This window comes from Ramlibacter cellulosilyticus (assembly GCF_014297465.1).
Lineage (GTDB): Bacteria > Pseudomonadota > Gammaproteobacteria > Burkholderiales > Burkholderiaceae_C > Ramlibacter > Ramlibacter cellulosilyticus.
Window position 1 is genome coordinate 116,803 of sequence record NZ_JACORT010000002.1, and the last position, 25,512, is coordinate 142,314.

Genomic DNA, 25,512 nt, shown 5'->3' on the forward strand with positions numbered 1-25,512 from the left:
CCGGCTGTATCGGACACGCCAGCGGCTGCGCGTAGGAGCCGCCGGGCGAGCACGGAAACGAAAAAAGCCAGGCGGTGCCTGGCTTTGCAGCGGATGGGATGGAGGCTCAGCGGCCTTCGAACACCAGTCCGGGCGGCGTGTACATGGACGGGTCCATGCGCAGCAGCGGGCCGGCCCCGAGGATGGTCGTGTCCGAGCTCACCGGCGCGGCGGCCAGCACGCTGTCCTGGTGGATCACGGCCACCGGCGTGGAATCGACGCTCAGCGCCGCGACGGAGCCCGGGATCACGGAACCCGACATCACGGGCGTGTCGATCCAGAAGGTGCGCTGCCCTTCGGCCGCCACCGTGGTGACCACGTTGTGGCCCTCCAGCATGACGGACTGGGCCTGCGCGAGGCCCGCGGCAGCGGCGAGCACGCCGGCCGCGACGAGGGAGATCTTCTTCATGGCATCACTCCTGGATCAATAGGAAGGCACGCTCCAGACCGGAACGTAGGTGTTGTCCGCGATCCGCTGGTTGTCCGTGGACACGTTCGGCACGCCGCCCGTCATGGTGCTGGCTTCACCCGCGCGCGCCGGCACGTTGAAGGTGGCGGCCGCCTCGTGGCGCTGCTGGTAGCTGCCGCTCCAGCCCGGTTGCACGTGCACGTAGTGCTCCATCGGCACCATCACGGTGGAAGGCGCGGCGCCCATCACGGTGGTGTCGCCATACGGCGAGTTCGTGGTCAGCTGGTTCGGCTGGCCCATGGTCATGGTGCTGGCTTCGCCCGACTGCTGCGGGGTGTCGAAGGTTTCGGCCTGGGCGATGCCGCCCACGGCCACCAAGCCGGCAACGATCAGGGAAAGGGTGGACTTCTTCATCAGTGAGGCTCCGTACGGTTCGGTTATAGGAATCCCCGGCTCGCCCGGGTGCTATGGAACCAGTTTGGAGCGCTCACTCGCCACGCGTATCGGCCGATGCTCCGGCGCGTCGTAGGACGGCCGAGCACGGCGCCGTCTCAGAATTCGCGCGTGTAGCGAACCTGCACGAAGTTCAGGCCGGGATTCGGATCGCGCAGCCCCGCATTCGAGAAATGCACGAGCCGCAGGTCGACCTCGTGCTTGCCCTGCGCGCCGCCGAACGTGTAGCCCACGCCCAGCACGTCGTAGAAGTTCCACTCGGTGCTGAACTGCTTGTCGGGCGTCTCGAACTTGTGGCTCATCCAGCTCAGGCCGATGCCGAACTCCAGGAACCAGGGCGACGCACCGCGATCGAGGCGCATGCGCAGCGACGGCAGCACCACCACCTGCGTGTACAGCCGGTAGCCACTGTGATCGGGGCGCTCCGCGCGCCACTCGTTGAGCATCACCTCGGTGTGGGCGGTCAGTTCCGACTTGCGGCGCATCCGCTGGAAGTCCCAGTCCCAGCGCAGGCCGCCGCCCGCCATCACCGAATTGTGTTCGCCGATGCCCGCCTTCACGGTGAACGCGTCCGGCTGCCAGTCGACGGCGTGGGCCAGCGAGGAGGACAGCGCCAGCAGGCCGGTGGCGCAGGCGCGCGCGAGGGTCGTTGTTGTTGTCATGGGGCCGGAGTGTGTCGCGGCGTGCGCACACGGTGGCCTGCCTCAGCCGTGCCGTGGCCGCGGCCGCGAAAAAATGGATGCGCCCGCACGGGGGCGTGCGGCGCTTTCCGGCAGGCGCGTGCGTCGCCTTCCTACACGCGCGGCGGCCGCGCGGCTTCGCCACGGCCGAATCGACGGCGGGCCACAGCCCGCACCGCCTGAAGCCAGCACGATCTTGGCCTTGCGTCCTACTTGGCCGCTAGAGCTGGGCATTTACAAAAAGAGCCCCACCGCACAACGACGACGACGCAAGCCCATGAGCGACCTGAGCCAGCCCTTGCACCGCACCACCGAGAACCAGGTGGCGGCACCGCAACTCACGGTGATGACGGTGAACATCCACAAGGGCTTCACCACCTTCAACCGCCGCTTCATCCTCCCCGAGCTGCGCGATGCGGTGCGCAAGGTCGGGGCGGACCTGGTCTTCATGCAGGAAGTGCTGGGCATGCACGACGCGCACGGCAAGAAATACGAGGACTGGCCGGAAGGCGGCCAGTACGAGTTCCTGGCCGACAGCATCTGGCCGCAGTTCGCGTACGGCCGCAACATGGTCTATCCCAAGGGCCACCACGGCAACGCGGTGATGTCCAAGTTCCCGATCGTCCACTACCAGAACCACGACGTGTCGATCGCGGGCCCCGAGAAGCGCGGCCTGCTGCACTGCGTGCTGCAGGTGCCCAACTTCCCGCACCAGGTGCATGCGATCTGCGTCCACCTGGGCCTGGCCGAAGCGCACCGCCAGCAGCAGCTGGACCTCCTGTGCCAGATCACCCGCACCGAAGTGCCGCAGGACGCGCCGCTGATCGTCGCGGGCGACTTCAACGACTGGCGCCGCCGTGCCAACGACATCCTCCTGCGCGAGGCCGGCCTGCGCGAGATCTTCGTGGCGGCGTACGGCGAGCCGGCGAAGACCTTCCCCGCGATCTTCCCGGTGCTGTCCCTCGACCGCATCTACGTGCGCAACTGCTCGGTGCACCTGCCCGTGGTGCTGCCGCGCCGCCCCTGGTCGCACCTCTCGGACCACGCGCCGCTGGTGGCCGAGATCCACCTCTGAGGAACGCATGGAACAGAGACGCTGGATCCCCGGCAACGACTTCACCCTGCTCGAGAACGGCGAGGAATTCTTCCCGCGCGTGTTCGCCTGCATCGCGAACGCCAGGCGCGAGGTGATCGTCGAGACCTTCATCCTCTTCGAGGACAAGGTGGGCCTGCAGCTGCACGAGGCGCTGATCGCCGCGGCGCGTCGCGGCGCCCAGGTGGACATCACCATCGACGACTGGGGTTCGCCGGACCTTTCCGAGCGCTTCCTCTCCTCGCTGCGCGAAGCCGGCGTGCGCGTGCACTCCTTCAACCCGGGCCCGCGCCCCTTCGGGCTGCGGCCGCACCTGCTGCGCCGCATGCACCGCAAGATCGTGGTGGTGGACCGGCAGGTCGCCTTCGTGGGCGGCATCAACTACTCGGCGGACCACCTCAAGGACTTCGGACCCGAAGCCAAGCAGGACTACGCCGTGGAGATCCACGGCCCGCTGGTGGCGGAGATCCATCGCTTCACCCACGCGGCGCTCGCGGAAGGCCTGCGCTACGCCGGGCACCGCCGCCAGTGGTGGCGCTGGCGCAAGCAGTTCCGCGCCGCCCCCGACGAATTGCCGCCCGCCGGCAGCGCCGAGGCCATGTTCGTCGTGCGCGACAACCGCCGGCACATGGACGACATCGAGCGGCACTACCGCATCGCCATCCGCTCGGCGCGCAAGCGCATCGTCATCGCCAACGCCTACTTCTTCCCCGGCTACCGGGTGATCAAGGAGCTGAAGCGCGCGGCGAAGCGCGGCGTGGACGTGCGGCTGATCCTGCAGGGCGAACCCGACATGCCGTTCGTGAAGACCGCGGCCAGCATGCTGTACCACTACCTGCTGCGGGCCGGCGTGAAGATCTACGAATACTGCGAGCGGCCCCTGCACGGCAAGGTGGCCGTGATGGATGACGAGTGGTGCACCGTCGGCTCCAGCAACCTCGACCCGATGAGCCTGTCGTTCAACCTCGAGGCGAACGTCATCATCCGCGACCGCGCGTTCAACGCGACGCTGTCCGCCAACCTCGAGAAGCTGATGTGCCACGCGTGCAGCGAGGTGACCGAGAAGACGCTGGGCGAGCTGCAGGGCTGGGATCGCGTCCGCAGCATCCTCGCGTACCACTTCACGCGCTACTACCCGCGCTGGGCCCAGTGGCTGCCGCGGCACGTGCCGCGCCTGCTGCCCGCGGCCGCCATGGCGGGCAAGCCCATGCCCTTGTTCTCGCCGGCGCGGGAGAAGGCCTGATGCGCAACCACCCCTGGTGGCCGTGGATCAAGCGCATCGTCGGCGCGGTCTTCCTCCTCGCCGTGGCTTTCCTGCTGGTGCGCTATGCACGCACGGTGGACTGGGGCCGCGTCAAGGAAAGCATGCTGGAGCTGCCGCGGCCCGTGCTGATGAAGGCGCTGTTCCTGGCGGTGGTCAGCCACCTGGTCTACAGCCTGCTCGACGTGGTCGGGCGGCACTACACGGGCCACCACCTGCCGGACCGCAAGGTGATGCAGATCAGCTTCACCAGCTACGCCTTCAACCTGAACCTGGGTTCGCTCGTGGGCGGCATCGGCTTCCGCTACCGCCTCTACGGCAAGATGGGCGTGCGCTACGGCGACATCACGCGCATCGTGACGCTGTCCATGATCACCAACTGGCTGGGCTACATCCTGCTGGCCGGCCTCGTGTTCACCCTCGCGCCGCTGGAGCTGCCGCCCAAGTGGGGCATCGACCACGAGGAGCTGCGCCTGCTGGGCGTCGGCCTGCTGGCGTTCAGCGTCGTCTACCTGGGGCTCTGCGCCTTCAGCAAGCAGCGCAGCTGGACGGTGCGCGGCCACGAGATCGACCTGCCCACGCTGCGCATGGCGTTCGCGCAGCTCGCGATCTCCTGCACCCACTGGATGACGATGGCCGCGGTGCCCTGGGCGCTGCTGCAGGGCCAGGTGGACTATCCGCAGGCGCTTGCCGTGCTGCTCGTGGCCGCGATCGCCGGCGTGATGCTCCACATCCCGGCGGGCCTCGGCGTCACGGAAGCGGTCTTCATCGCGCTGCTGTCGCACAAGATCCCCGAGCACCAGCTGCTGGGCGCGCTGCTCGCCTACCGCGCCATCTTCTACCTCACGCCGCTGCTGGCCGGTGCGTTGCTCTACCTGAAGCTGGAGATGCGCACGCGCAAGCCGGTGCCCGCCTGAATCAATTACATACGTTGACCGCACGGAAGAGACTTTGGTATCGAAAATGCCGTCCATGGAGACTCGCAACGAACAGCCAGCGCAGCCGCTGGCCGACTGGTTCCACCCGCTGGCCGGCTGGGAGGCCGCATCGCGCTGGAACCGCGCCACCTTCGACTGGATGGCGAAGGGCTGGCAGCAATGGGTGGCGCTCGTGACCACCGTGCCGCCCCATTTCATGGTGCCGCCCACGCTGCCGGCCGACGACGCGCCGCGGCAAGCCTCGCGCCCGCGCGTCCGCGGCGAGGACATGGCACCCGTGGCGAGCGACGAGCCCCAACGCATCGTGACGCGCAGGAAGGCGACGGCGAAGAGCCGGAAGCGGAGTCGAGGATGATGAGCAGTACCAGCATGGAAGCCAGGCTCGCGGGCCACACCGACCTGGCGGGCTTCCGTTCCGAAGCGCGCCAGTTGCTGGCGCACCAGGTCCCGCCCGACGAAGTGCAGTGGCAACTCGAGGAACCCGCGGACGCCTACGTCGCGCCGCAGTCGCCGCAATCCAGCCGCCCGCGCAACGTCGCGCGCGCGGCGACGGCCATCGTGCCGGCCTCCTTCACGCGCCTGTGCGAGTTCGTGGTGCTGCACCGCGACCCGGAGCGCTTCTCGCTGCTGTACCGGCTGCTCTGGCGCCTGGTGCACGAACCCGGGCTGCGCAACGATCCCGGCGACGCCGACATGCTGCAGGCGCAGCACATGGCGCATGCCGTGCGCCGCGACATCCACAAGATGAAGGCCAACCTGCGCATGCGCTCGCTCCGCGACGCGGACGGCGAAGACGTGCAGGTGGGTTGCTACGAGCCCGCGCACCACGTCGTGGAAGCGGTGGCGCCCTGGCTCGCCAAGCGCCTGCCCGCGCCGCGCTGGGCGGTGTTCACGCCCGAGCGCAGCGTGCGCTGCGAAGGCGGCCGGCTGCTGTTCGGCCCCGGCGTGCCGGGCGCGGAGCTGCCGCGCCACGATGCCGGCGATGCGGACTGGCTGGCCTGCCACGAGCGCGTGTTCGCCGCGCACCATGCCTGAGCGGCCCGACCCGAAGATCACCACCCTCGATGCGCTCAAGGCGGCCACCATGGCCTGCCGCGAGTGCCCCATCGGCGAGATCGCCACGCAGTCCGTCATCGGCGAAGGCAAGCTGAAGCCCAAGCTGATGCTCGTGGGCGAACAGCCCGGCGACCAGGAGGACCTGCAAGGGCACCCTTTCGTGGGGCCGGCAGGCAAGCTGCTGTCGCGCGCCCTGGAAGCCGCCGGCATCCCGCGCGAGCAGACCTTCGTCTCCAACGCGGTCAAGCATTTCAAGTTCGAGCTGCGCGGCAAGCGCCGCATCCACAAGAGCCCCACGCAGCGAGAGATCGCGGCCTGCCATCACTGGCTGGAAGACGAGATCGCGCTGGTGCGGCCCGCGGCCCTGGTGGCCCTGGGCGCGAGCGCGGCGCGTTCCCTGCTCGGACGCGCCGTGCCGGTGACCGTCAACCGCGGGCAGTGGCTGCCGCGGGAGGACGGCCTGGAGGTCCTGGTGACCTTACATCCGTCCGCGCTGCTGCGGGTCGATCCCGAGTCGCGCGAACCGGCGTTCGAGGCCTTCGTCGAAGACCTGCGGCAGGCACAGCGGCTGTTCCGCCGCTGAGATCCGCGGCACCTCGGGGCAGGCGACCGGCGCGGGGGCCTGGGCCATCTGCTCCTCGATGATGCGCGGCCGGCGCAGGTTCATGCCGCTCCCATCGGAGCCCTGCAGGCCCAGGCCGCCTTGCGGCGGGCCCGCCATCGCGCCCAGGCCGGCCTGCGCGCCGGACATGGCGGGGCGCCCCTGGAACACCGCGGCGGCGTTCGGGTTCAGGTTGTTCGTGGGCTGCTGGCCGATCGCCTCGAAGGCGAGGCAGCCCATGGCGAGGACGACGGCGACGCCCAGCCAGTGCGTCGGATGGTGAAGGGTGTGGGTCATCTCCAGACTCCTTGTCTGCCCCCGCAGTCTGCGGCGCCGGCAGGGGTGGGCAAGAGCGCGGGATGCTGGAGATCCGGTAGGAGAGGGCTTGCGTCGATGAACCGTTGCGCTTGCAACCTGAAGCGTTACACCTGACTGCTAAACTCCGCGCGCCTTTCCAACGCAGTACCGATGACCGTCGCCATCGCAGGACGCGCGCCTGCCACGTTCGAGATCAAGAGCGCCAACCTGCCCCTCGTGGCGCTGCTGCTGAAGTCCGCCGACCTCGGGACGCTGGCGGAAGAACTGCAGGAGCGGTTCGGCGAGATGCCGGAGTTCTTCGACCACGACCCGCTGGTGATCGACCTGGCGCCGCTGGGCGCCGCGGACGTGGACTTCGAGCGCCTCCTGAAGCTGCTGTCCGCGTACCGCCTGGTGCCGGTGGCGGCCAAGGGCGGGACGGAGGCGCAGATGCGCGAGGCGCTGAAGGCCGGATTGGCCGCTGCGCCGGAGGCTGCCCTCATCCCCACCCTCTCCCAGGGGGAGAGGGAGGAAGAGCCGATGCAGGCGCTGCCGCCGGTCGTGATCCAGCAGCCCGCCTTCGCCCTCGTCGTCGACAAGCCCTTGCGCTCCGGCCAGCAGGTCTATGCCCGGGGCCGCGACCTCGTGGTGATGTCGATGGTGAATCCCGGCGCCGAAGTCATCGCGGACGGCCACATCCACGTGTATGCGCCGCTGCGCGGCAAGGCCATCGCCGGCGCGCGCGGCGACACCGGCGCCCGCATCCTCACGCTGTGCCTGGAGCCCGAGCTGGTCTCCATCGCCGGCGTCTACCGCACCAGCGAGAACCCGCTGCCCGAATCCCTCCGCGGCAAACCCGCCCAGGTCCGTCTGATCGACGACAAGCTGGTGATGGAGCCGCTGAACCCCTAAGGAAACCCCATGGCCAAGATCATCGTCGTCACCTCCGGCAAGGGAGGCGTGGGCAAGACCACCACCAGCGCCAGCTTCGCGAGCGGGCTGGCCCTGCGCGGGCACAAGACCGTCGTCATCGACTTCGACGTGGGCCTGCGCAACCTGGACCTGATCATGGGCTGCGAGCGCCGGGTGGTCTACGACTTCGTCAACGTGATCCATGGCGAAGCCACGCTGAACCAGGCGCTGATCAAGGACAAGCACAACGACAGCCTGTCCGTCCTGGCCGCCAGCCAGACGCGCGACAAGGAAGCCCTGACCCGGGAAGGCGTCGAGAAGGTCCTGAACGACCTGGCCGGCCTGGGCTTCGAGTACATCGTCTGCGACTCGCCGGCCGGCATCGAGACCGGCGCGCTGATGGCCATGCACTTCGCCGACGAGGCGCTGGTGGTGACCAACCCCGAGGTGAGCTCGGTGCGCGACTCCGACCGCATCCTGGGCATGCTCGCAAGCAAGACGAAGCGGGCCATCGACGGCAAGGAGCCCATCAAGGAGCACCTGTTGATCACCCGCTACAACCCGAACCGGGTCGACGCGGGCCACATGTTGTCGCTGGAAGACATCCAGGACATCCTGCGCATCCCCCTGATCGGCGTGATCCCCGAGTCGGAGTCGGTGCTGCAGGCCTCCAACCAGGGCACGCCGGCCGTGCACCTGAAAGGGACGGACGTGAGCGAAGCCTACCTCGACGTGGTGGCGCGCTTCCTGGGCGAGGACAAGCCCCTGCGCTTCGTGGATCCGCAGAAGGCGGGGCTGCTCAAGCGCCTGTTCGGGAGGAAGTGAACATGCTCCGCCCGGCCGCTCCGAAGGAGCATGCAACCGCAGTGCGTAGCACGGAGGTTTACTGATATGTCGCTGCTGTCCTTCCTCCTCGGAGAGAAGAAGAAAACGGCCAGCGTGGCCAAGGAGCGGCTGCAGATCATCCTGGCGCACGAGAGGAGCGGCCGCAACCCCGGCGGCGCGCCCGACTACCTGCCGGCCCTGCAGCGCGACCTGATCGCCGTGATCAGCAAGTACGTGAAGATCGATCCTTCCCACCTCAAGGTCGACGTGGCGCGCCAGGACAACCTGGAAGTGCTGGAAGTGAAGATCGAGCTGCCGGAAGTCACACGCTAGGGGGACTGTCAGGATTGACAGGATTGACAGGCGGTGCCTGTCAGAGGGATAAAGCACGGATGAGCAGTTCCGTCGTCATTCGCGTATCGCATCGCTATAGCGCCCCTGCGGAACGCGTGTACGACGCGTGGCTCACGCCCAACCAGGCTTCGCGCTTCCTGTTCCGCACCCGCACCGGCAACGTCATGCAGTGCGAGATCACCCCCGAGGTCGGCGGCGGCTTCACCGTCATCGACCGCCGCCCCGCCGCAGACGGCGACGAAAGCGTCTTCGACGTGGTGCACCTGGGCAAGTACCTCGAGCTGGAACGCCCCCGCCGGATCGTCTTCGACTTCAGCGTGCTGATGTTCGGGTCCGAAGACCCCACGCGCGTGAGTGTGGACATCGTCCCGGTCAGCCCCATGGCCTGCGAACTGACGCTCACCCACGACATGGGTGCCAGCGAGCAGGCCCGGATGATGGAAGAAACCGGCCGCAAGGGCTGGACCAACATGCTGGCGCTCATGGAGCGCGAGCTGTTCCCCCGCAGGGTGGGCGTGCACCTCTAGGGCGCGCACCTCAAACTTCTTTACCGTTGCTCCCTCGCACCACTGTCAACGACAGTGCTGGCGTGCCGTTGTGGCAAGCAGGAGAATCCGCGCCATGACCATCGCCACGGACAAGTTCGTCACCGGCAGCGTCGTAGCAGCCTCGCTGGCGCCCACGGCCTTCGACGGTTTCGACCCGGTGCTGCGCCGCCTGCTGGCGGGCAAGCAGTTCTTCGTGAAGCAGGCGGACGGTCGCTGGCGCCCGCAAGGCTGCCAGCTGGGGCTGGGCTGCCACTGCTTCGAGTTCAGCGACCTGCGGGATCCGCACTGAAACGAAAAGGGCCGCGCTGCGGCCCTTTTCACTGGCGGGACCTACATCCCGCGCTTGTTCCCGCCGCGCGCCTCCTTCATCGGCGGCTGCTGCGAGCTCGTGCCCTGGGTCGACCCGCGGCGCATCTTCACCTGGTTGTTGCCGATGTGGTCCTCGCGGTCGTGCCGGCTCGCGGCCGTGCGGCGGCCCTCGTTGGTCTGCGTGGCCTTCTCGTGGCCCTGCTTGTTGGTGTCGTTCTCGACCTTCCCGGAGCGGGGGGTCTGCTTGTCCTCGGGGTGGGCCTTGTAGCGGTGGGTCATGGTCTTACTCCTTGTGGTCCAGGTGTTCCTTCTGCAGCGTCGGCTCGGTCGTGCCGGGCTCGGCCAGCTTGCGGTGCATCTGCGCCGTCGCCTGCGAGGGCATGACCTTGCTCATGGCGACCTGCATCTTGTTCCGCACGCCGGCGACGACATCGGCTTCGCCCTTCAGCATGGCCTGGAAGCCGATCTTCGCCACCTCGTCCGGGTCCATCATCATCTTGGGGTCGTTGGCGACCTTGGTGGTCTCCATCCCGGCGCGCACGAAGAACTCGGTGTCCGTCGGGCCCGGCATCAGGCAGCTGACGGTGACCTCGGTGCCCTTCAGCTCGTTGCGGAAGGCGGCGCAGAACGAGTCCACGAAGGCCTTCGAGCCGTTGTAGACCGCGTGGAACGCGCCGGGCTGGAAACCCGCGATCGAGCCCGTGACCAGGATGCGGCCGCGGCCCTTGGCCACCATGCCGCGCGCGACCTGCTGGATCAGGTGCAGCGTACCCGTGACGTTGGTGTTGATCACGTGCAGCACGTCGGCGAAGTCCTGCTGCAGGAACGAGCCGCCCAGGCCGTGGCCCGCGTTCGCCATCAGGGCCTCCACCTCGCGCTCGCCGATCGCGGAGACGAGGTGCTGCACGCCTTCGGTGGTGGCCAGGTCGGCCTGCACCGCCTGCACCTTCGCGCCGAGGGACTCGAAGTCCCTCACCGCGTCGGCCAGCGGCGTGTCCGCGGCGACGACCAGGTCGTAGCCATGTTCGGCCGCGCAACGCGCGAGGTGGTAGCCGATGCCGGTCGAGGCACCGGTGACCACCGCCAGCGGCCGCGGCGCTTTCAGTTCATCCATTGCGAAAACCTCCGTGTCATCCGACCCATTCTGGGAAGGAGGTCGCCACGAGGGTGTCGGACACCTTCGTATCGGAGGGCAGTTCCCGGCATGCACCTACATGCCGGCGCAGCCCCCGGACGGACACTGTGCTTATAGCCAGTCAGGAGTTCGCATGACCGACAAGCAGACGCAAGCCAAGGCCGAGGACAGCAACATGCAGAAGGACCCGGACCGCTGGGTCACGGGCGACCAGCCCATGACGGGCGCCCAGCGTTCCTACCTGCACACGCTCGCCGAAGAGGCGAAGGAAGACGTCGAGGACGACCTCACGAAGGCCGAGGCGTCGAAGAAGATCGATGAACTGCAGGAGAAGACGGGAAGGGGGAGCTGAGCCTCACGCCCCCATCCCCAGCGGCTGCACCCCGATCAACACCCGGTGCAGCCAGAACGCGAACACCGCCCAGGCCGCCACACCCACCACCACCGTGATGGCGGTCCCTTTCACGTTGCCTTTCACGTAGACGGTGTCCGTGTCGCGGTCCCGCTTGCGGGCGGAACGGAAGTCCAGCACGGCCCACAGCAGGAAGGACCCGAACAGCACCAGGTCGGCGAGCGTGTTGTTGGCCAGCAGGTGCGCGAGCGCCCACGCCTTCACGCCCAGCACCATCGGGTGGTGCAGCCGGTGCTTGATCTCGTTGTGCGGCACGTAGGCAGCCGCGATCAGGATGAACGCCAGCAGCGTCAGGAAGGACGCCGCGTGCCGCATGCCCACCGGCGGCGGGGCCCACAAGGCCACCGGCTGCTGGCGCGCGAGGCCGTAGCCCCAGACGATCAACGCGAAGCCGGCGAGCGACACGACGGAGTACGCGCCCTTGAACGGCCGCGCTCCTACCTTCGCGACCGTGGCCGTGCGCCAGTCGTCCGCGAAGACGCGCGTCGAATGCACCCCCAGGAACAGCACCAACCCGACCACGAGCACCAGCATCGCGAACCCTTTTCCATCCGAGCGGCGGATTCTGCGCCAAGGCTTCGCCGACCCCAAGGCCCGCGGCCGCAAACAGCCGGATTCGTGTCCGCGGCTGTTCTCCTGAATTTCATTTTCAAAGTTAGTCGTAGTAGCTAAGGGCGGCGCTCCGGTGTGGACAACCCGCTTTTCTTCCTTTGCCATCAAGCACTTGCGTCCGTGAGACGACTGTGTGTAGGCGTGCGTCGGTGGTGTCCTGCAAACTTGGACAACCTTGGCGTAACGGCCGAGCATGTGGACAACTGCCCGGTTGTGCCGGAACGCTCCACAGGCTTGTTCCATCGAAATAAATTTTCAGCCGACCACTGGATGTCGCCGCGAGGCGACGCCACGCAGAAAACGCTTGCCGGATCGCCTGCATGCGTGCAGCATCGCGCCCCTCGAGCGCAAAGATCCCGGAGTCGCGACGAATGGGTCGTCGCATCTTCGTAGGGTGGCGGCGGCCGCGCCGCCGGCAGGTGAGCACCGCGAACCCCACCGCGCGCGCAGCGCGTCGGCCCTTCCTCCTTCCGCCGGCTGTCCCATTCGGGCAAACCTAGCTACATTCCCGAGCCAGACGACGAGGGGGCGGCAGTTGGGACTGCAAGATCGCGACTACATGCGGGAGCGCAACCGCAACACGCTGGACCGCATGCTGCGGGACATGGATCGGCCTTTTACGCCACCGCAAGCGCCGTCGCTGTTCACGATGACGCTCGCATGCATCGCCGTTGGCTTCGCCCTCTACCAGGCTTACGACTGGTGGACCGCGAAGAACGCCCGCCGCAAGCAGGCGCAGCCCGTGGTGGAGAGGCTGGTCGAAGAGCGACCCTCCGCCACCCCGCTGGCGCGTCCAGGATCGGAGCGCGTCCCGTCGCCATCGGAGGCAGCGCGAGTCGTGGCCATTCCGACGCAGCCACCCGCGCCGGAGCCTGCGCCGCAGGCTCGGACCGGTGGAACGATCTACCACTGCAAGGACTATTCCGGCGGAACCTTCTGGGCGTCGAATCACTGCCACGAGCACCGCGCCTTGATCGACCGGATCGCCAGCGTGCCCGCCGGCCTCCCCTTCGAGCAGCAGGTGCAGATCGCCGAGGCGCAGCGCCACGCAGGGCAGCAGCTCGCGGCACCACCGGCGTACGTGCAGGCTCCGCCGTCGCAGGCCAGCCAGAGGAGGCAGTTGTGCGAGTCCTTGGACGCTCGCGTCAACCAGTTCGACGCGATGGCTCGCCAGCCCCAGAGCGCGCAGACACAGGACTGGATCCGGGCCGAGCGGCACAAGACGCGGGACGAACAGTTCCGCCTGCGCTGCTGACGCCGGCCCTACCCCTGCAGCTTCAACAACCCCGTCTGCAGGTCCGGCGACAGCGGCGGCAGCTCCTGCGAGCTCGGGACGCTGCACTTGAAGCGCACGAACTGCTCCGCGCGCTCCGCACCGAAGCCCGCTGCCGGAGCGGCGAGCACGTAGCGGCTGCCGGATTGCGTCTGTGCGACGCGGGCGCCGTCGTCGCGGATGCGCATGCGGACGACGGGCGAGGTGATGATCTTCTTGCCGTGGCGCGGGCTCGTGCCATCGCGCAGGACACCGACGATGCGGTCATGCCCCGCCACCAGCCACCGGTCGATGGTCGGCAAGGCGGCCGCCGCCGCGGCGGGAGCACCGCCCGGGCTGGGGGAGACTGCCTGGATTGCCGGGGAAGCGTCGTGGGACACGTCGGGTCGTTCTTGTTTTTGAACCGGTGCAACGGTCGAGCTTAAGGTAATTGCCTAAGCGTGGCCAGTTCTCCCATCGTCGTTCGCCGGACTGTCAGCTTTCCACAAGCTTCGCGTCAGGCCGGGCGGCGCGCGAGGACGGCCGCGACCGCCGCGGATCCGACTGCGCCCACCGCCGCCGCCAGGTACACCGCATCCAGTCCAGCCGCCTGCGCCAGCAGTCCGCCCAGGGGCGGGCCCAGCCCCATCGAGACGTCCTGGAAGATCACGTACGCGCCCATCGCCGACCCGCGGCTTTGCGCCGGCGCGCGCCGCACGGCCTCGACGCCGAAGCCCTGGAAGCCGAGCCCGTAGCCGCCGCCCGCCAGCGCCGCACCGAACCACGCCACCGCCGGGTGCGGTGCGATCCAGAGCAGGGCCAGCCCGACCGCCTCGCCGAGCACGCAGAACATCGCGACGCGCGCGCCGCCCACGCGATCGGGCAACTGCCCGAACAGCAGCCGCCCGGCGATGAAACCCACGCCCATGCAGCTCACCGCGAGCGCCCCGCCGCCCCAGCCGCGCTCGGCGAACAGCAGCACGGCGAACGCGGTGATCATCGCGTAGCCAAGCGAGCACAGGGTGAGGCCCAGCCCCGGCAACTTCACGACACCGAGCACGCGATGGAACGGCAGGCGCGGCAAGGTGCTCGGCGCCACGGCGGCAATGCGGTGCGTGGCCACCCATCCCACCGACGCGACGGACACGACGGCGATTGCCACGCCCGCGAATCCGAAGTGCCCGTGCAGGAACGTGCCCGCGGGCGCCCCCGCGGCAAACCCGGCGAACAGCGCGACGCCCATCCAGCCGAACACCTTGCCCGCATGCGCCGGCCCCACGCGCGCGAGGCCCCAGGCCAACGTCGACGTGATCACGAACGCCTCCGCGAAGCCGGAGAGCAGCCGTCCTGCCAGCACGAGCAGCAGTGCCACGTCCGGCATTCCCGCGAACGGCACCGACGCGAGATAGAGCGCACCGACCGCCACCGCGAACCCGAGGCCTGCGAGCGCCGCGTGCTTCGGCCCGCGCGCATCGACGCTGCCGCCCGCGACCATCCGCCCGAACACCGCGGACAGGTACTGGCTGCCCATGACGAAGCCGACGACGACGGTGCCCTGCCCCAGCGCCTCGTGCACGTGCCGCGGCAGCACGGGCAAGGCCATGCCCATGGCGAAGAAGCCGGCGAACACCGTCGCCATGAAAGGCAGCAGGGGAAGGAAGGCGGACCAGAGGGAGTCGCCGGTCACGGCGTCGGCGGTGCGGGGCGTGGAGGACATGTTTCGCGCGCAGCATACCGGCGCGTTTCCTTGCCTGCAGCCGAGCAGAACGGCGTTCGACGAAGCGCAACGCCTCCCCCATTCGGCCGACGCCCAAACAGGGGACGGTCCGTTGCCATCGCCTGCCCTGCGTCCTAAAGTGTGTCGCTCCGTTACACCCGGTGACGCGCGAAGGAGACCAGCCGTGACATCCACAGGAACGAAGGCGCGCACGCGCTCCACCGGCCTGACCGGCCTCACCAATCTCTCCGTGCTCGCGCCGCTGCGCAGCGACATGGTGCCCAGCGTGGAGGCGATCAGCCACGTGGCCCGCCTGCGCAAGGTGCTCGACGCGCTGCATGCCTCGCGCCAGAACCTGCGCGAATCGGAGCTGCTGTCGGTGTTCCCGGACGTGATCGGGCGCTTCGGCATCATCCACGGCTTCCGCTACGCGCTGGTGCCGCCGGACTCCATGCCGCAAGGCCTGCCGCCTTCCTTCGGCACCTGGCGCCTCTCGCTCAACGTGACCTTCGACGGCGGCTGGGAACCGTACATGCGCGTGATCCAGCGCGACATCGGCCCGCTGCTGGACCTGCTGTTCTGCCATTCGCCCACGTATCCGGGTTCGCGCGCGGCCACCTTCGACGCGTTCTGCGACTGGGTGCGCAGCAACGAGGTGGATGCCGGCCTCTTCTATACGAACTCGTCGATCACCTGCGAAGACGCCGGCTACCTGGGGCGCCTCGAGGCCATGCAGCGCGATGGCAAGACGGACCTGGAACTCGCGCGGCACCGGCAGCCCTCGGCGGTCGAACGCACCCGGACCATGCTGGTGGAAGCCTGGAAGAACCCCACGCGCGCGCTGGCCCTTCCCTTCCGCACGCTCAAGGGCCTGTACCGCATTGCTGCCTACTTCCCCCGCAACGACAGGTTCGGCGACCCGCTGGGCGACGAGGCGGTGCTGCGCCGGTTCGCGCAGCACGTGCTGGGCGATCCCATCCTGTTCATGCGGGAGGTGGAGGCGAAGGCCGCCGCGCTGCCGGCGGCGCATCCGCTGAAACAGGCATGGGAAGGGGCGAAGCAGGCGTTCGCCGAGGAACTCGAGTGGCTGCAGTGGAACAAGCCACCCCAGGTACCCAAGAGCGCGCCGGACATCGTCGACCCCCAGCTGCTCCAGTCGCACATGCTGGACGACGGGCGCGTGACGCACGGGTGCATGGCGCTGCTGCGGGTTCAGGACGCGCGGGACCCGAAGGTCGTGCAGGCGGCACGCCAGACGCTGGCCGGCTTCGCCGGCCTCTGCGGCCCGGTGACGAAGGGCGGCATCGGCCATCTCGTCGCCCTCACGTACCCGGGCCTGCAGGCGCTCGGCTTCTCGCAGGACACGCTCGACACGCTGCCGCAGGATTTCCTCGAAGGCATGGAAGCGCGCGCCGCGCTGCTGGGGGACGTGCGCACCAACCATCCGGACCGCTGGACCCGGCCGCAGCTCCTGAACGGCGGCAGCGGCCAGCGCGTCGACCTCAAGACGGTGCACGTGGTCGTGCAGCTGCGCATCGACGACCCGTCGGAAAAGGAGTTGCTGCACCCCGCCCTCCTGGCGGCCGCGAAGAAGCTCGATGGTGGAGGCCTGTACCTCCAGGCCGTGGAGGCCTTGCGCAGCTACCGCAACGCGAACGGGGACGTGGTCGGGCACCTCGGTGTTGCAGACGGCGTCAGCCAGCCGTCGTTGTCCTGCCAGCCGCAGAAGGGCGGAACGTTCCATGACGACGCCGTCCGCTCGGGCGAGCTGCTGCTCGGTCGTGCCAATGCCCGCGGCGACGCTGCACCTTCCGTGCAGGACCCTTTCCTGCAAGACGGCAGCTTCCTCGTCGTGCGCAAGCTGCGCCTGTTCATGGACCGGCTCGACAAGGTGGCGCCCCCCGGACAACAGGGCATGAAGCTGCTCGAGAAGATGTTCGGGCGCGGCGCCGGCGGCGCCCCCTTGCACGGCCTGCCCGCAAACGGCAAGCACCCCAACGACTTCGCCTTCGACACGCAGGAGGCCAGCGACGCCTGCCCGTACCACTCGCACATCCGCCGCTCCAACCCGCGGGACGGGCGGCCGTACACGCCCCGCATCCTGCGCCGCGGCATGTCCTACGGCCCGGAGTCCACGAAGGACCGGACCACCGACCGCGGCGTGATGTTCATGGCCTATTGCGCCAGCATCACCGAGCAGTTCGAGACCATCCAGCGCTGGGTCGCCGGCGGCAACAGCAGCGGCGTAGGCTCGGCGCAGGGCGACCCGCTGCTGCGCGTGCCGCAGGAAGGCGAGAAGTACACCTTCCGCTACGTGGAGAAGGAGACCGTGCCGGCGCCGGCCCCGGGCGTCCAGCCGCCGGACAAGTTCGTGGTGCAGCGTGTGGAGTTCGACGACCAGCCGCTGGTGCAGCTCCAGTGGGGGCTGTACACCTTCGTGCCGTCGCTCGCCGCGCTGCGATCCCTCGACCAGTTCGCCGTGCCGCGCCCGCCCGCGGCCGCTGCTGCGGCGGCCACGGCACCGGCCTTCGACCCCGAAGCCGCCGACCTGGAAGCCGTGCGCTCGCTCGTCGAGGACCGCGAGAAGAACGCCCTCGTCTGGGAATGGGTGCGCACCAGGAACCCGGCGGCGCCGCAGAATCGTGCGTACGGCAAGCTCCTGGGCACGCACGACGAGGTGCTCGCGGTGATGAAGGACGACGGCACCAGCTACTCCGTGCACGGCTACGGCGTGCGCAAGGGCTTGTCCATCGGCCCGAACCTGCTGGGCATGGACCCGAACGACGCGCAGCGAAAGCAGGAGCTGCCGGTGAGGGACGCGATCGCCCGCATCACGGAGTCCGTTGCCTTCGCGACCGCCCTGACCGAGGTCGACAAGGCACTGGCGAAGATCCTCCCCATCCCCAGCGCGCCCGGCGACCCGGCCCGGCGCCCCCTCGACCTGGTCACGTTCAGCGACGACGTCCTCGCCGGTGTGTGCACGGCCTTGTTCGGCGTGCCCGATGGCACGCACCTGGCCACCGGCGGGCGCCGTCCGGGCCGTCCCGAGAAGCCCCGCTGCCCCGGCAGCCTGGGCAGCGCCTCGCGCTACATCTTCGGCCCGCATCCGCGCACCGAGGTCGTGGAGGAAGGCCAGGCGCACGGGGACGCGGTCCGCAAGGCGGTGGCCGCCTGGTACGCAACCAGGCCGTCCCTGGCCAATGCGCCGCTGTCGGCCGACATCGAGAAGGAACTGCAGGCCCAGGGCGTCACGGCCGACCGCATCGCCGACAACATCGCCGGCACGATGCTCGGCTTCACTCCCACGGTGCAAGGCAACTTCCTGCGCGTGATGGAAACCTGGATCAACGAGGAGAAGTCCTTGTGGGACCACCAGCAGGTGCTCTTCGAACACTCGCCCGACAAGCAACTCACCCTGGGCCAGGCGGACACCGCGTTGCGCCGCCGGATGCTGGACGCGATGCGCAAGCACCCGGTCCCCGAGCTTCTCTGGCGCAGCCCTGTCGGTAGCGACCGCAAGGCCGACACGACGAACACCTACCGCCGCGTCGTGCTCGGCATCGGCTCCGCGATGACGAACCCGAAGGCACCCGACGAGCTCCTGTTCGGGCGCGACTGCCCCGCGTCGGAGAAGCCGACGGTCCACGGCTGCCCCGGCTACGAGATGGCCATGGGCGTCCTTCTCGCGATGATCGGCGGCGTGCTCAAGGCCGGCACCTTGCGACCGACCGGCTCGCCCGTGCTGCTGGTGATCACCGACCGCGAGTGACTTCCCCGCGCAGTGCCTCGGCCTGCGCGAGATGCCACTCCATCCGCAGCCGCGAGAAGGCGGCGGCGGCTTCGTCCAGCAAGCCCAGGGCCCGCGCTTCTTCCCCGGCACGCAGCGCAACCCGTGCCGCGCAAAGCTGCATCCCCGCGATCTCGTGCACCGAGCCGCGCTGTTGCGCCGCCCGCATGCCCCAGCGCAGGTAGCGCTCCGCCCGTCCAGGCGCGTGCACCACCGCATCCAGCGCCAGCGCCCGGCACGCCATGGGCAGCCCCAGCAAGTCGCGCTCGCGCCCGCGCCGCAAGGCCTGCAAGGCATGCGCCCGTCCTTCCTCGCGACGGCCCATCGCGAGCAGGCCGTCGGCCAGCCAGCCGTGGTACAGCGAGCGGTACAGGCAGCTGTCGCGCGGCCGCAGCCAGTCCAGCACTTCCACGATGGTGCCGATGCTGTCCGGGCGGCCCTCGAGCATCCACTCCGCATACGCGCCCATCGCCCGCGCGATCGACATCTGCGCGAGGCTCTGCGTGCGCTCGGCCACGCGCCACGAAGCCGCCGCCGCATCGCGCGCTTCCTGCCAGCGGCCCTGCCACAGCAGCACGGCGCTGCGCCAGCCTTCCACGGTGGCGCCCACTTCGTGCGTCACGTCCTCGATGCAAGCGGCCGCCTCGTCGAAGCAGCCGTAGGCGCCGTCGAAGTCGCCGCGCTCGGCGAGCAGGTAGGCGCGGCACACCAGCGAGAAGGCCAGGCCGACGTTGGTGCGGCCCTTGTGGTGGCGGCGCTTCACCACGATCGCCTCGTCCAGCAGGGGCAACGCGCGGTCGTAGAGGGCCGCCGCGCAATACGCTTCACCCAGCAGGGCCACGGCGAAAGGCTCCAGCTTCGCGTCCCCGGTCGCGCGTGCCGCGGACAGCGCCAGCTCGCCATGCCGGATGGCGGCGCGCGTGTCGCCCAGCGAATAGCACATGTAGCCGATCCAGTGATGCACGCGCCCCACCGTGGAGGCATCGCCATGCTCCTGCGCGAGTGCGATCGCGCGTTGCCCGAGCGCGAGCTCGCTGCGCACCGGGTCGAAGACGCACACGCGCCCCAGGCGCTGCACGATGCCCACCCAGCGCAAGGCGCTCTCCGGCGTCTGCGGCAGCTTGTCCAGCGAGGCGAGCGCGAGCCGGTAGAGCGCGCGGGCGCGGTCCAGCGCGGAGAGCGACAGCGCCTTGTCGGCCGCCTGCTCCGCGCAATCCGCGGCGCGGGCCGCGTCGCCGCCGAGGTCGTAGTGGAGCGCCATGGCTTCGAGCGCGTCGTCGCGCGACTCGCCCGAGGTGTGCTGGCGCAGCGCTTCGGCGATCCGCAGGTGCAGCGCCTGCCGCGCGTGCAGGCCCACCGAGTCGTAGAGGATGTCGCGCGTCACGCCGTGCTTGAAGCGCAGCGTGCCGGCCCGTTCACCCGCGAAGAGGAAGTCGCGCTCGACGAGCTGGCCCAGCACGGCGTCGTCGATGCGCCGGCCGGTGAGCGTCTCCAGCAGCCAGGCCGGCACGACGTTGCCGATCACCGCGGCCACCTGCACCAGCTCCTTCTGCGCCGCGTCGAGTCCCTCGGCGCGCGACTGCACGAGCTGGCTCAGCCAGCCGGCGTTCGCGCCGCCGGGCCGGCGCTCCGCCTGCCCGCGCGCCGCGGAGTGGCACAGCTCCTCCAGGAAGAGCGGGTTGCCGCCGGCCGCGTCGCAGATCTTCGCGGCGATGAAGGGGTCCGCGCCAGGGACCCGCGTGGCGACGAGCTGCCGCGACTCGTCGGCGCTGAGCGGCGGCAGGGGAAAGACGTCGTCGGCGGGCATGGGTCCCGTCGCGTCCTGCACGGGGCGCGCGCAGAGCACGACCAGCAGCGGCCAGCCGCGCCGCGTGCGCAGCGAGGCGAGCAGCGAGCGCGAGGCGTCGTCGGCCCACTGCCAGTCGTCGATGGACAGCACCACCGGCTGCTCGCGGGCGACCGGCTCCAGCACCTGCTCGAACGCCGTCGCCGACGCGGCTTCGGCGCCCAGCGCCTGCAGCATGTGCCGGAAGGGTTCGGACGGTTCGCCGCCCAGCGTGCCTTCGCAATAGCCGCGCAGGACGAAGCAGCCGCGCTGCAGCGCACCGGCCAGGAACTGGTCGACCAGCCGCGTCTTGCCCTGGCCGGGAGGCGCCACGATCGCGACGGTGCGCGCGTGCCCGGCCATGGCTTCGTCGAGCGCGGCGTCCAGCCGCGCCAGCTCCGCCGCACGGCCGAGGAACTCGGTGCCCGCCCGCCATGCGGCCTTCACGGCCTCGGACGATCCGGCCCGCGCGTCCACCTTGTAGACCAGCACCGGGTCGCTGCGGCCGCGCACCTCCAGCTGCTGCGGCGGGCTCGTCACGAAGAAGCGGCGTGCCGGCCCGAGCGCGGCTTCGCTCACCAGGATCTCGTGCGGCCCGGCTGCTGCGGCCAGGCGGGCGGCGGTGTTGGTGACGGGGCCGAGCAGCTCGCGCTTGCCGAGGATGGCGCGACCTTCGCGCACGAGCACCAGGCCGGAATGGACGCCGCTGTGCAGCGAGGGCGCGAGCCCGTCGGGCAGCGGCGTCGCCAGGCAGCGCACGCGTTCGTGCATCTCCAGCGCGGCTTGCACGGCGCGGCGGCCCGCATCCTCGGCGCGGCCGGCCAGGCCGAAGCTGGCGAGGACGCCATCGCCCTGCACCTGCTCGACCTCGCCGCCGTGGCGCTCGATCACGTCCTGGTAGATGGCGTGCACGTCGGCGATGAGCGCCGCATAGTGCTCCTGCTCCATCCGCTCCGCGAGGGCGGTGGAGTGCGAGAGGTCGGCGAAGAGCAGCGTGAGATATCGCCGCTCCTCGCGCGTGCCGGACAGGTCGCTCTGCGCTGCGTGCACCATCACCCCCTGCTGGTACGGCGGGATCATAGCCACGGCGCCGTCCGTTCGTCTCGAAGAATCTGTAGGTACCGGCCTACAACCCCTCATTGGTCGAGCTTCCACAATCGCCGGCTGGAGACACGATGTGACGTACGACGAAGCTCCCGAGGCAGCCGAGCCCGGCGCCCTCCGCTGGCCCGGCGCGGGAGGCCACACGGCTCCCTTCCCGGCGGACGCCTTGCGCGAGCCGCGCCTGCAGGCCGCGCTCACTGCGGGCCGCGTCGCGGCCTGGCACAGCGACCTGCGCACGCGCGAGCGCTGGTGGTCGCCCGAGATGTTCACCGTCCACGGGCTGGCGGGCGCCGATGAAGTGCCGTCCGATTACATGGCACTGGTGCACCCGGACGACCGCGCGACGGTGGAGGCGGGCTTCGCGCAGTCGATCCGCGCGGGCGGGCACGAGGTGCAGTACCGCGTGCGCTGGCCGGACGGCAGCGTGCACTGGGTCGAAGGCGTGGGACGTTCCAGCGTGGACGCCGACGGCCGCCCGCTGGCGATCACGGGGACCTGCGCGCTGATCGACGCGCGCAAGCGGGCGCAGTCCGACCTGCAGTTCCTCGCGCGCGCCAGCGCCGAACTGGCCTCCACGACCGACTACGAGGAGACCCTCGGACGCGTGGTCGCGATGGCGGTGCCGCACTTCGCCGACTGGTGCGCCGTCGACATGGTGGACGCCGATGGCGAGTTGCGCCGCCTGGCCGTCGCCCACGCCGACCCGGCGAAAGTGGAACTCGCGCGGCAGTTGCACCGCCGCTACCCGCCGCTGCGCGACGGGCCCGCGGGCGCGTGGAACATCGTGCGCACCGGCGTGCCGGAAATGATCCCGGAGATCGGCGACGAGCTGCTGGAACGGAGCGCGCGCGACGCGGAACACCTGGCCGCCCTGCGTTCGCTGGGCCTGCGTTCGTACATGGGCATTCCCATCGCGGCGCCCGGCGGCGTGCTGGGCGTGATGGTGTTCGTGTCCTCCGATTCGCAGCGCGTGTACGGCAGGGACGACTTCGAGCTGGCGAGCGACCTCGTGGCCCGCGCCTCGGTCGCGATCCAGAATGCACGGCTGTTCCGCGCGCTGCGCGAGTCGGAAGCGCGCCAGGCCTTCCTGCTGTCGCTCACCGACGTCCTGCGCGGCACCGCGCCGCACGCGGACATCCTGGGCCGCGTGTGCGCGATGCTGGGGCGGCACTTCGGCGTGGACCGCGTGGGCTACGGCCACGTCGACGAGACGCTGGACCTGATCGACTACGACGTGTGCTGGACCGACGGCACCGTGCCCACGTTGCTCGGTCGCTTCCCTGCGAGCGCCTTCGGCCCGCAGGTGATCGCGCGCCTGCGCGCCGGCGAGGCGATCGCCATCGCCAACGTGCGCGAGCATCCCCTCACCAGCGAGCAGGGCACGGTGAAGACCTCGCACGAGGTGGACACGCGGGCCGTCCTGGTGGTGCCCCTGTTCAAGGCGGGCAAGCTGCGCACCATCGTGTACCTGAACCAGCGGGCGGCCCGTGCGTGGACGGCCGATGAGGTCTCGCTGATGGAGGATGTGGCCGAGCGCACGCGCGAGCTGATCGAGCGCGGGCGCGCGGAGGAGGCGCTGCGCGCGAGCGAGGCGCGCTGGCGCGGCCTGTTCGAGCGCATGGCCGAAGGCTTCTTCGTGGCCGAGGCGATCCGCGGCGACGACGGCCGCATGCACGACTTCCGCTTCCTGGAGGCGAACAACGCCTTCGAGAAGCTCACCGGCGTGCCGGCGGCCACGGCCGTGGGCCGCGCGCTCTCCGAAGTGATCCCCGGCGTGCAGCGGGAGCTGGTCGACACGTACGCGCGCGTGGTGGACACGGGCGAGCCCGCCGAATTCGAGGTGACGATCCCCGCCCTCGACGACCGCTGGTACGAGGCACGCGCCCGCCGCGTCGGGCCCGGGCAGTTCTCGGTGCTGTTCCTGGAGATCACCGAGCGCAAGGTGGCGCAGCTGGAGCAGCAGCGCGTGGCGGAACGCTACCGCACGCTGTTCGAATCCATCGACGAAGGCTTCTGCATCCTCGAAGTGCTGTTCGACGCGCAGGAGCGTCCCGTCGACTACCGCTTCCTGGAAGTGAACCCGGCGTTCGCCCGCCAGGCCGGCCTGGTGGATGCGGTGGGCCGCACCATCCGCGAGATGGTGCCGGACATCGAGTCGAACTACATCGAGAACTACGGCCGCGTCGCGCTCACGGGTGAGGCGATCCGCTTCGAGAGCCAGGCACGGGCGCTGAACAAGTGGTTCGACGCGTTCGCCTTCCGCGTCGGCGACCCGCAGCGGCGCCGCGTGGCGCTGCTGTTCACCGACATCACCGAGCGCAAGCACGCGCAGGACGCGCTGCTGGAGCGCGAAGCCGAATTGCGCGAGGCGCAGCGCCTGGCGGGCATCGGCTCCTGGTACTGGGACCCCGCGCGCGACCGCACGGTGGCGTCGCCCGAGCTGCTGCGCATCTTCGGCATGGAGCCGGGGGACGAGCTGCCGCCCTTCCGCGACCAGCGCGGCACGCTGTACGTCCCGGAAGACTGGGACCGCCTGAATGCCGCGGCGCAGGCGGCCGTGGCCGAAGGGACCTCGTATTCGGTGGACGTGCGCGCCCTGGGCAAGGGCCGCCGGCTGTGGGTGACCGCCCGCGGCGCGGCGGTACGCGATGCCGAAGGACGCATCGTGGCGCTGCGCGGCACGCTGCAGGACATCAACGAGCGCAAGCAGATCGAGGAGGCGCTGCGCGAGGCGGATGCGCGCAAGGACGAATTCCTCGCGACCCTCGCGCACGAGCTGCGCAATCCGCTCGCACCGCTGCGCAACGGCCTGGCCGTCCTGGGCCGCTCGGAGGCGGGCAGCGCCGCCTCGCTGCGCGCCCGCTGGTCGACGCCGCCGGCCACAGGCTGGAGTTGCAGCTGCCGCCTGCGCCCGTGCTGCTCGACGTGGATTCCACGCGCATGGCGCAGGTGTTCTCCAACCTCCTGAACAACGCGGCCAAGTACACGCCGGCCGGCGGCCGCATCACGCTGGAGGCGCACGCGCAGGGCGAGCAGATGCTGCGCGTGGTGGTGGCGGACGACGGCGTCGGCATTCCCGCCGACATGCTGGAGCGCGTCTTCGAGCTGTTCACGCAGGTCGGCGGCGCGTTGCAGCACGCGCAGGGCGGTCTGGGCATCGGCCTGTCGCTCGCGCGGCGGCTGGTGGAACTGCATGGCGGCCGCATCCATGCGGAGAGCGCCGGCCCGGGCCAGGGCAGCCGCTTCGTCATCGACCTGCCGATGGTGGAGGCGCAGGCCGGGACCGACGCCGGTGAGGACGCGGGCACGCGCGCGCGGCTCGGTGGCGAGCGGCAACGCATCCTGGTGGTCGACGACAACAAGGACGCCGCCGAAACCCTGGGCATGCTGCTGGAGCTGGAGGGCCATGCCGTGCGCCTGGCCCATTCCGGCGGGGAAGCCCTGGAGCTGGCCGGGCGCGAACGCCCGGACATCATCTTCCTGGACATCGGCCTGCCCGACGTGGACGGCTACCAAGTGGCGATGTCGCTGCGCGCCCGCGCGGACCTGCGCGATGCCTACCTCGTCGCCCTCACGGGATGGGGCGCCGAGCGTGACCGCGAGCGCTCGCGCGCGGCCGGCTTCCAGCTGCATCTCACCAAGCCGGTGAGCGCCGAAGACATCGCGAAGGCCCTCGCGCGGCCCTGAGGCTCAGCCAAGGGGCCTCCTCCTTCAGGAGGAGGCGGCCTGCTCCTTCGGAGAAATACCTGTGTCGGAACCCATTCCGGTCAAGGACTTCGTCTGGGCCGCCGGTTCGTGCTGCGTCGTATTTCTTCGTGCCGACATGAAGCGCACCGTCGTCCATTCCGTCTTCGCGCTTGCACTGGTCGGGGCCGCTCATGCCGGCCACGACC

The 25,512-nt window shown here is 69.8% G+C and carries 26 protein-coding genes; 16 read left to right on the plus strand and 10 right to left on the minus strand.

Annotation, left to right across the window (positions count from 1 at the left end; all coding sequences use genetic code 11):
* Positions 1-106: 106 nt before the first annotated feature.
* The 3 genes from H8N03_RS06495 to H8N03_RS06505 form a co-directional block, all read right to left on the minus strand.
* Positions 107-448: a hypothetical protein gene (locus tag H8N03_RS06495; RefSeq protein WP_187075346.1), complete on the minus strand. Its 342-nt coding sequence runs from the start codon at positions 446-448 to the stop codon at positions 107-109.
* A gap of 15 nt (positions 449-463) precedes the next feature.
* The gene (locus H8N03_RS06500; RefSeq protein ID WP_187075347.1) at positions 464-862 is read right to left on the minus strand and encodes a hypothetical protein; all 399 of its coding nucleotides are present in this window, start codon (positions 860-862) and stop codon (positions 464-466) included.
* Between the two features lie 137 nt (positions 863-999).
* Positions 1,000-1,563: an acyloxyacyl hydrolase gene (locus H8N03_RS06505; RefSeq protein WP_187075348.1), complete on the minus strand. Its 564-nt coding sequence runs from the start codon at positions 1,561-1,563 to the stop codon at positions 1,000-1,002.
* A gap of 295 nt (positions 1,564-1,858) precedes the next feature.
* On the opposite strand from H8N03_RS06505, the gene H8N03_RS06510 reads away from it, so the two are divergent.
* Genes H8N03_RS06510 through H8N03_RS06535 form a run of 6 tightly spaced genes read left to right on the plus strand, consistent with a single transcriptional unit; the run spans position 1,859 to position 6,512 of the window.
* Positions 1,859-2,656, plus strand: a complete 798-nt coding sequence (locus H8N03_RS06510) for an endonuclease/exonuclease/phosphatase family protein (protein ID WP_187075349.1) — start codon at positions 1,859-1,861, stop codon at positions 2,654-2,656.
* A 7-nt stretch (positions 2,657-2,663) separates the two neighbouring features.
* Complete coding sequence (gene clsB, locus H8N03_RS06515) at positions 2,664-3,917, plus strand: cardiolipin synthase ClsB (RefSeq protein WP_187075350.1); 1,254 nt, start codon at positions 2,664-2,666, stop codon at positions 3,915-3,917.
* Positions 3,917-4,852, plus strand: a complete 936-nt coding sequence (locus H8N03_RS06520; RefSeq protein WP_187075351.1) for a lysylphosphatidylglycerol synthase domain-containing protein — start codon at positions 3,917-3,919, stop codon at positions 4,850-4,852. The genes clsB and H8N03_RS06520 overlap by 1 nt, the downstream gene beginning before the upstream one ends.
* 55 nt (positions 4,853-4,907) lie before the next feature.
* Positions 4,908-5,228: a hypothetical protein gene (locus H8N03_RS06525; RefSeq protein ID WP_187075352.1), complete on the plus strand. Its 321-nt coding sequence runs from the start codon at positions 4,908-4,910 to the stop codon at positions 5,226-5,228.
* Positions 5,225-5,908: a DUF4130 domain-containing protein gene (locus tag H8N03_RS06530; RefSeq protein WP_222622870.1), complete on the plus strand. Its 684-nt coding sequence runs from the start codon at positions 5,225-5,227 to the stop codon at positions 5,906-5,908. Before H8N03_RS06525 ends, H8N03_RS06530 begins: the two co-directional genes overlap by 4 nt.
* Positions 5,901-6,512, plus strand: a complete 612-nt coding sequence (locus H8N03_RS06535; protein ID WP_187075354.1) for a UdgX family uracil-DNA binding protein — start codon at positions 5,901-5,903, stop codon at positions 6,510-6,512. The genes H8N03_RS06530 and H8N03_RS06535 overlap by 8 nt, the downstream gene beginning before the upstream one ends.
* Here the strand turns inward: H8N03_RS06535 and H8N03_RS06540 are convergent.
* Positions 6,408-6,827 (minus strand): hypothetical protein, encoded by a 420-nt coding sequence (locus H8N03_RS06540; RefSeq protein WP_187075355.1) that lies wholly within the window; start codon positions 6,825-6,827, stop codon positions 6,408-6,410. The genes H8N03_RS06535 and H8N03_RS06540 overlap by 105 nt on opposite strands.
* 171 nt (positions 6,828-6,998) lie before the next feature.
* On the opposite strand from H8N03_RS06540, the gene minC reads away from it, so the two are divergent.
* The 5 genes from minC (at position 6,999) to H8N03_RS06565 (ending at position 9,755) form a co-directional block, all read left to right on the plus strand.
* Positions 6,999-7,739 (plus strand): septum site-determining protein MinC, encoded by a 741-nt coding sequence (minC, locus tag H8N03_RS06545; RefSeq protein WP_187075356.1) that lies wholly within the window; start codon positions 6,999-7,001, stop codon positions 7,737-7,739.
* A 9-nt stretch (positions 7,740-7,748) separates the two neighbouring features.
* Complete coding sequence (gene minD / locus H8N03_RS06550; protein ID WP_187075357.1) at positions 7,749-8,564, plus strand: septum site-determining protein MinD; 816 nt, start codon at positions 7,749-7,751, stop codon at positions 8,562-8,564.
* Positions 8,565-8,630: 66 nt separating this feature from the next.
* Complete coding sequence (gene minE / locus H8N03_RS06555) at positions 8,631-8,897, plus strand: cell division topological specificity factor MinE (RefSeq protein WP_187075358.1); 267 nt, start codon at positions 8,631-8,633, stop codon at positions 8,895-8,897.
* Between the two features lie 59 nt (positions 8,898-8,956).
* The gene (locus H8N03_RS06560) at positions 8,957-9,445 is read left to right on the plus strand and encodes an SRPBCC family protein (protein ID WP_187075359.1); all 489 of its coding nucleotides are present in this window, start codon (positions 8,957-8,959) and stop codon (positions 9,443-9,445) included.
* Between the two features lie 94 nt (positions 9,446-9,539).
* Complete coding sequence (locus tag H8N03_RS06565) at positions 9,540-9,755, plus strand: hypothetical protein (RefSeq protein ID WP_187075360.1); 216 nt, start codon at positions 9,540-9,542, stop codon at positions 9,753-9,755.
* 41 nt (positions 9,756-9,796) lie between these two features.
* Here the strand turns inward: H8N03_RS06565 and H8N03_RS06570 are convergent, their stop codons facing one another.
* Positions 9,797-10,054, minus strand: a complete 258-nt coding sequence (locus tag H8N03_RS06570) for a hypothetical protein (RefSeq protein ID WP_187075361.1) — start codon at positions 10,052-10,054, stop codon at positions 9,797-9,799.
* A 4-nt stretch (positions 10,055-10,058) separates the two neighbouring features.
* Positions 10,059-10,889, minus strand: coding sequence for an SDR family NAD(P)-dependent oxidoreductase (locus H8N03_RS06575; RefSeq protein WP_187075362.1), 831 nt, complete (start codon positions 10,887-10,889; stop codon positions 10,059-10,061).
* 154 nt (positions 10,890-11,043) lie between these two features.
* On the opposite strand from H8N03_RS06575, the gene H8N03_RS06580 reads away from it, so the two are divergent.
* A complete protein-coding gene (locus tag H8N03_RS06580; RefSeq protein ID WP_187075363.1) occupies positions 11,044-11,262 on the plus strand; it encodes a DUF3072 domain-containing protein in 219 nt (72 codons plus the stop codon).
* 3 nt (positions 11,263-11,265) lie between these two features.
* Here H8N03_RS06580 and H8N03_RS06585 read toward each other — a convergent pair whose 3' ends face one another.
* A complete protein-coding gene (locus tag H8N03_RS06585) occupies positions 11,266-11,856 on the minus strand; it encodes an NnrU family protein (RefSeq protein ID WP_187075364.1) in 591 nt (196 codons plus the stop codon).
* Positions 11,857-12,469: 613 nt separating this feature from the next.
* Here H8N03_RS06585 and H8N03_RS06590 point away from each other — a divergent pair.
* Positions 12,470-13,189, plus strand: a complete 720-nt coding sequence (locus tag H8N03_RS06590) for a hypothetical protein (protein ID WP_187075365.1) — start codon at positions 12,470-12,472, stop codon at positions 13,187-13,189.
* Between the two features lie 8 nt (positions 13,190-13,197).
* On the opposite strand, the gene H8N03_RS06595 is transcribed toward H8N03_RS06590, so the two are convergent.
* Both H8N03_RS06595 and H8N03_RS06600 read right to left on the minus strand, forming a co-directional pair.
* Complete coding sequence (locus tag H8N03_RS06595; RefSeq protein WP_187075366.1) at positions 13,198-13,587, minus strand: hypothetical protein; 390 nt, start codon at positions 13,585-13,587, stop codon at positions 13,198-13,200.
* Positions 13,588-13,703: 116 nt separating this feature from the next.
* Positions 13,704-14,903, minus strand: a complete 1,200-nt coding sequence (locus H8N03_RS06600; RefSeq protein WP_255428098.1) for an MFS transporter — start codon at positions 14,901-14,903, stop codon at positions 13,704-13,706.
* A gap of 184 nt (positions 14,904-15,087) precedes the next feature.
* Between H8N03_RS06600 and H8N03_RS06605 the strand changes: the two genes are divergently transcribed.
* Positions 15,088-18,672, plus strand: coding sequence for a Dyp-type peroxidase domain-containing protein (locus H8N03_RS06605; protein WP_187075367.1), 3,585 nt, complete (start codon positions 15,088-15,090; stop codon positions 18,670-18,672).
* Here H8N03_RS06605 and H8N03_RS06610 read toward each other — a convergent pair.
* On the minus strand, positions 18,656-21,595 hold the full coding sequence (locus H8N03_RS06610; RefSeq protein ID WP_255428122.1) for an ATP-binding protein: 2,940 nt from the start codon (positions 21,593-21,595) through the stop codon (positions 18,656-18,658). The genes H8N03_RS06605 and H8N03_RS06610 overlap by 17 nt on opposite strands.
* A 97-nt stretch (positions 21,596-21,692) precedes the next feature.
* Here H8N03_RS06610 and H8N03_RS06615 point away from each other — a divergent pair, with 97 nt between their 5' ends.
* On the plus strand, positions 21,693-24,587 hold the full coding sequence (locus tag H8N03_RS06615; protein WP_187075369.1) for a PAS domain S-box protein: 2,895 nt from the start codon (positions 21,693-21,695) through the stop codon (positions 24,585-24,587).
* On the plus strand, positions 24,512-25,306 hold the full coding sequence (locus H8N03_RS06620; protein WP_222622871.1) for a hybrid sensor histidine kinase/response regulator: 795 nt from the start codon (positions 24,512-24,514) through the stop codon (positions 25,304-25,306). The genes H8N03_RS06615 and H8N03_RS06620 overlap by 76 nt, the downstream gene beginning before the upstream one ends.
* Positions 25,307-25,512 lie beyond the last annotated feature (206 nt).

Bases quoted from the DNA above. Each gene is read 5' to 3' on its own strand.
- H8N03_RS06495 (WP_187075346.1), bottom strand. From the start codon at position 448: ATGAAGAAGATCTCCCTCGTCGCGGCCGGCGTGCTCGCCGCTGCCGCG.
- H8N03_RS06500 (WP_187075347.1), bottom strand. From the start codon at position 862: ATGAAGAAGTCCACCCTTTCCCTGATCGTTGCCGGCTTGGTGGCCGTG.
- H8N03_RS06505 (WP_187075348.1), bottom strand. From the start codon at position 1,563: ATGACAACAACAACGACCCTCGCGCGCGCCTGCGCCACCGGCCTGCTG.
- H8N03_RS06510 (WP_187075349.1), top strand. From the start codon at position 1,859: ATGAGCGACCTGAGCCAGCCCTTGCACCGCACCACCGAGAACCAGGTG.
- clsB (WP_187075350.1), top strand. From the start codon at position 2,664: ATGGAACAGAGACGCTGGATCCCCGGCAACGACTTCACCCTGCTCGAG.
- H8N03_RS06520 (WP_187075351.1), top strand. From the start codon at position 3,917: ATGCGCAACCACCCCTGGTGGCCGTGGATCAAGCGCATCGTCGGCGCG.
- H8N03_RS06525 (WP_187075352.1), top strand. From the start codon at position 4,908: ATGGAGACTCGCAACGAACAGCCAGCGCAGCCGCTGGCCGACTGGTTC.
- H8N03_RS06530 (WP_222622870.1), top strand. From the start codon at position 5,225: ATGATGAGCAGTACCAGCATGGAAGCCAGGCTCGCGGGCCACACCGAC.
- H8N03_RS06535 (WP_187075354.1), top strand. From the start codon at position 5,901: ATGCCTGAGCGGCCCGACCCGAAGATCACCACCCTCGATGCGCTCAAG.
- H8N03_RS06540 (WP_187075355.1), bottom strand. From the start codon at position 6,827: ATGACCCACACCCTTCACCATCCGACGCACTGGCTGGGCGTCGCCGTC.
- minC (WP_187075356.1), top strand. From the start codon at position 6,999: ATGACCGTCGCCATCGCAGGACGCGCGCCTGCCACGTTCGAGATCAAG.
- minD (WP_187075357.1), top strand. From the start codon at position 7,749: ATGGCCAAGATCATCGTCGTCACCTCCGGCAAGGGAGGCGTGGGCAAG.
- minE (WP_187075358.1), top strand. From the start codon at position 8,631: ATGTCGCTGCTGTCCTTCCTCCTCGGAGAGAAGAAGAAAACGGCCAGC.
- H8N03_RS06560 (WP_187075359.1), top strand. From the start codon at position 8,957: ATGAGCAGTTCCGTCGTCATTCGCGTATCGCATCGCTATAGCGCCCCT.
- H8N03_RS06565 (WP_187075360.1), top strand. From the start codon at position 9,540: ATGACCATCGCCACGGACAAGTTCGTCACCGGCAGCGTCGTAGCAGCC.
- H8N03_RS06570 (WP_187075361.1), bottom strand. From the start codon at position 10,054: ATGACCCACCGCTACAAGGCCCACCCCGAGGACAAGCAGACCCCCCGC.
- H8N03_RS06575 (WP_187075362.1), bottom strand. From the start codon at position 10,889: ATGGATGAACTGAAAGCGCCGCGGCCGCTGGCGGTGGTCACCGGTGCC.
- H8N03_RS06580 (WP_187075363.1), top strand. From the start codon at position 11,044: ATGACCGACAAGCAGACGCAAGCCAAGGCCGAGGACAGCAACATGCAG.
- H8N03_RS06585 (WP_187075364.1), bottom strand. From the start codon at position 11,856: ATGCTGGTGCTCGTGGTCGGGTTGGTGCTGTTCCTGGGGGTGCATTCG.
- H8N03_RS06600 (WP_255428098.1), bottom strand. From the start codon at position 14,903: ATGTCCTCCACGCCCCGCACCGCCGACGCCGTGACCGGCGACTCCCTC.
- H8N03_RS06610 (WP_255428122.1), bottom strand. From the start codon at position 21,595: ATGATCCCGCCGTACCAGCAGGGGGTGATGGTGCACGCAGCGCAGAGC.